5 protein-coding genes are annotated in these 3747 nt (G+C 47.9%); all 5 read left to right on the forward strand.

Translation table 11 applies throughout. The features are described 5' to 3' along the window. Positions 1-275 (forward strand): NADH-quinone oxidoreductase subunit NuoB (gene nuoB / locus IH879_21245; protein MCH7677453.1); only part of this gene is annotated, 275 nt, incomplete at its 5' end. Next, positions 272-889 carry an NADH-quinone oxidoreductase subunit C gene (locus IH879_21250; GenBank protein MCH7677454.1) on the forward strand — a complete coding sequence of 206 codons (618 nt, stop codon included), beginning with the start codon at positions 272-274 and terminating at the stop codon, positions 887-889. The genes nuoB and IH879_21250, both read left to right, overlap by 4 nt. A 4-nt stretch (positions 890-893) precedes the next feature. Then, positions 894-1475 carry a 4Fe-4S binding protein gene (locus IH879_21255; GenBank protein ID MCH7677455.1) on the forward strand — a complete coding sequence of 194 codons (582 nt, stop codon included), beginning with the start codon at positions 894-896 and terminating at the stop codon, positions 1473-1475. 138 nt (positions 1476-1613) lie between these two features. Then, positions 1614-2762, forward strand: coding sequence for an NADH-quinone oxidoreductase subunit D (locus IH879_21260; protein MCH7677456.1), 1149 nt, complete (start codon positions 1614-1616; stop codon positions 2760-2762). Between the two features lie 59 nt (positions 2763-2821). Beyond that, positions 2822-3747, forward strand: a 926-nt coding sequence (locus IH879_21265) for a hypothetical protein (GenBank protein ID MCH7677457.1), incomplete at its 3' end; no start/stop codon positions are given.

The following is a 3747-nucleotide window of genomic DNA, read 5'->3' on the forward strand; positions in this document are numbered from 1 at the left end:
TTAAAATGGCTGCCCGAATTCAGCGGCTTGACGACCAGATGCCGGAACCCAAGTATGTGCTTTCCATGGGAAGCTGCGCCACCAGCGGCGGACCTTACTGGCAGCACGGCTACCACGTTCTGAAAGGCGTCGATTTGATCGTCCCGGTTGATGTTTATGTCACCGGTTGCCCACCGAGGCCCGAAGCTTTGATCGACGGTTTGATTAAAATTCAGGAGAAAATCCGCAAGGAAAGCCTGATCAAGCGCAAACTTCAGGAAAAGGCGAACGTATGACCGCCGAGCAAATCCACCAGAACCTGCAGGAAAAATTCGGCGAGGACATCCTTGAATTCAACCCAGAGGCTCTTGATCCTTTTGTCAAAGTAAATCCTGGCAGAATTTTCGAGATTTCCAAATTCCTGAACGAAAACCAGAACCTGAACTTCACGTCACTGATGTGCCTGAGTGGACTCGATTACGGCGCGGAGGACAATTTGGGAGTGGTTTATAATCTGCATTCCATGAAACACAAACACAAAATTACTATTCGCGTCGAGTTGCCGCGAGACAATCCCAAAGTTCCTTCTGTCGAAACTATCTGGCGGACAGCGGACTGGCATGAGCGTGAAGCTTACGATTTGTTCGGCGTACATTTTGAGGGACACCGCGATTTGCGCCGCATCCTCTGCCCGGATGATTGGGAGGGATACCCGCTGCGAAAGGACTATATCGTGCAAGAATATTACCACGGCATTCGCGTGCCGTACCAGGAAGATTGGGAAAAATATGAGACCTTCGCCAAAAATCCGGAGCGCGGTCATTTTGTTTTCCAGTATGAAAGCAGGGTACCTGAATTAGTTGACTCTAAGAAAAACGGCAAGAATCAAGACGCTAAATCAAAGGAATAAAGCCATGGTTACCTATTTTTCAAACATCTATCGCGGCATGTTTACGATTCTCATCGGCATGAGTCAAACCTGGAAAGCTTTATTCCGTCCGGCCATCACGCTGCATTACCCAACGGAACGGTGGGAACTACCGACCAACGCGCGCGGCATTTTGTTTAACAATGCGGACGACTGCATCGGCTGTTATAAATGTGCCCGGGCTTGTCCGGTCAATTGTATTTACATCGACACGGTCAAGGCACTGCCGGAGGAAGATTTGGGCAAGGCTTCGATGGGCAACCCCATTCGACAGCATCTCATTCGATTTGATATCGATATGTTCAAATGCTGCTTTTGCGATGATTGCACATTGGTCTGCCCGACTGAATGCCTTTACATGACCGACGAATACGAAAACGCAGTTTTCAGCCGTGACAACGGCATTTATCATTTTTCAAAATACTCGCCTGAAGAGGCACTTGCCCTCAAAACTCGCGAAGTTGAGCAAGAGATGGAAAAAGCGAAAGCAAAAGAGGCGGCGTTGGCGGCTAAGAAGGCTGCTGCCGGAGGAGAAGCCCCCAGGCGTGAGAGACCTGTCAGTGCTTAGTTTAACCCACCAGATTCAATAAAAAGGACACATTTTATGTTCGGAAACCTGTTTAAGAAAAAACGCTATCTGTTTGAAGACGAAGGCGTCATGGTCGTGGATATGGATCAGACCGCCGGCCGCTATTATGATGAAGCAATGAAGAAGCTTGAAGTCGAGTCCTATCAGGGCGATGAAATGGTGGTCAATATGGGGCCCCAGCATCCAAGTACACACGGGGTGCTGCGATTGGAATTGGTTCTGGATGGTGAAGTAGTTAAAAAAACAACGCCGCATATCGGCTATTTGCACAGAAATTTTGAGAAACATGCTGAGAATATTCCCTACAATGAAGTCATCCCGTTTTGCGATCGCATCGATTATATCTCGTCAATGAATCAGGATATGGCCTATGCTCTGGCCGTTGAAAAACTTATCGGGTTGACCGAGCTGCCGGAGAAAGTCGAATACATGCGCGTGCTCTGTTGCGAGCTCAATCGGATTGCCAGCCATTTGATAGCCGTCGGAACTTTCGGATTGGATGTTGGTGCGATTACTCCGTTTCTTTGGGCTTTTAGAGATCGTGAGAAGATACTCGATTTGCTGGAGTGGCTCACCGGAGCGCGCATGTTGTACAACTACATCTGGGTTGGCGGTCTGGCCCGGGAAATGCCAGATGGCTGGGACGCCAAGGTGAAAGAGTTCGTCGATTATTTTGGACCCAAAATGGATGAGTTTAACAAGCTGCTCACGAAGAACCATATTTTCATTGAGCGCACCGCTGATGTTGGTGTGCTTCCTGAAGATATGGCTGTTAGCTACGGTTGCACGGGCCCGGTTTTGAGAGGTTCCGGAGTTAAGTGGGATCTGCGCAAAGATGAGCCGTATTCTTACTACGATAAATTTGAATTTGATGTGCCTGTTGGCGAAGGAAAGTTTGGCCCGCTTGGGTCGGTTTTGGACCGTTATCTGGTTCGAATTGAAGAAATGAATCAATCGGTTAAGATTATCAGACAAGCCCTTGATGGCCTGCAGCAACATAAAGATCAGGATGTAAAATCGGCTATTCCCCGGCGCATCAGGCCTGCCGATGGAGCGGAGGCTTATGTGCGCAGCGAGACTCCGCGGGGCGAATTGGGGTACCTCATTCGAAGCGACGGCACCGATGTTCCCAGCCGGGTGAAAGCACGTTCTCCATGTTTCAGCAATATTAGCGTCATCGACGATATCTCCCGGGGCGGCATGATTGCCGATTTGGTTATCATTATTGGCAGTCTCGATATCGTCCTCGGGTGTATTGATCGGTAAATGTAAGTTTTCAATTAAGACATTAGCGCTGGTCCGGCAAAACCTGACCGGCGTTTTGTGTGTCTAATCAAAATTCGCATGGAATCGTTATGCAAATTCAGCAGATAGTTCTCACGGTTTTAATTCTGGCATCGGTGGGGTTTTTCATCTGGAGTGTGCTGCGAATTTTTCGTTTTGTAAGTCTTGGTAAGCCGTCTTATGATCCTGTCGATAATTTTGGCTGGCGGATCGGCTCGCTTTTAAAAGACTTTTTTGGGCAAATGTCGGTTGTTCGCGAACCCTCTGGCTGGGGGCACTTCTTCATATTTTGGGGATTTCTGGTTTTGGGCATGGCCACCGTTGAAATGTTTGTCCGCGGCTATAATCCGGATTTTAACTGGGGGATCTTATTAGGTCACTCATTTGAATCAGTTTTAAATACTGTGTTCGATTTTTTCGGGTTTGCGGTCATGGTAGCCATTATTATCGGGCTCATTCGCGGGTTTATTATAAAACCTGACCGCCTGAGTAAATTGAGAGGTTACTTAGGGGGCAAACTGGATGCACTTTTAATTCTCGGCATGATTCTGACCCTGATGGTCTCCATGTTTTTCACGCACGGATACATCATCAAAACCGAAGGAGCACTCGCTGGCTTTACTCCCGTTTCTGACTTTTTCGCTCAATTCGTCAGCGGAAGCCGCGACGGAATTTTACCTTTTGGTTATTATGTTGCCTGGTGGATTCATAATTTGGTAATTTTGAGCTTTATCGCTTATATTCCGCATTCCAAGCACGTTCACCTCATCGGCGCTGGGCCAAATATTTTTTTGCGACGAAGAAATGACGATCGAAAGCGGGGTGTGCTCAAAAAGATCGATTTTGAAGAGGTGGACTTTGAAGCTGAGGACACAACGTTAGGCGTCAGCAAGATTGAGGATTTTACCTGGCCGCAGCTTTTGGATTTATATGCCTGCACCGAGTGCGGCCGTTGTCAGGACAATTG

It is taken from the genome of candidate division KSB1 bacterium (genome assembly GCA_022562085.1).
GTDB lineage: Bacteria > Zhuqueibacterota > Zhuqueibacteria > Oceanimicrobiales > Oceanimicrobiaceae > Oceanimicrobium.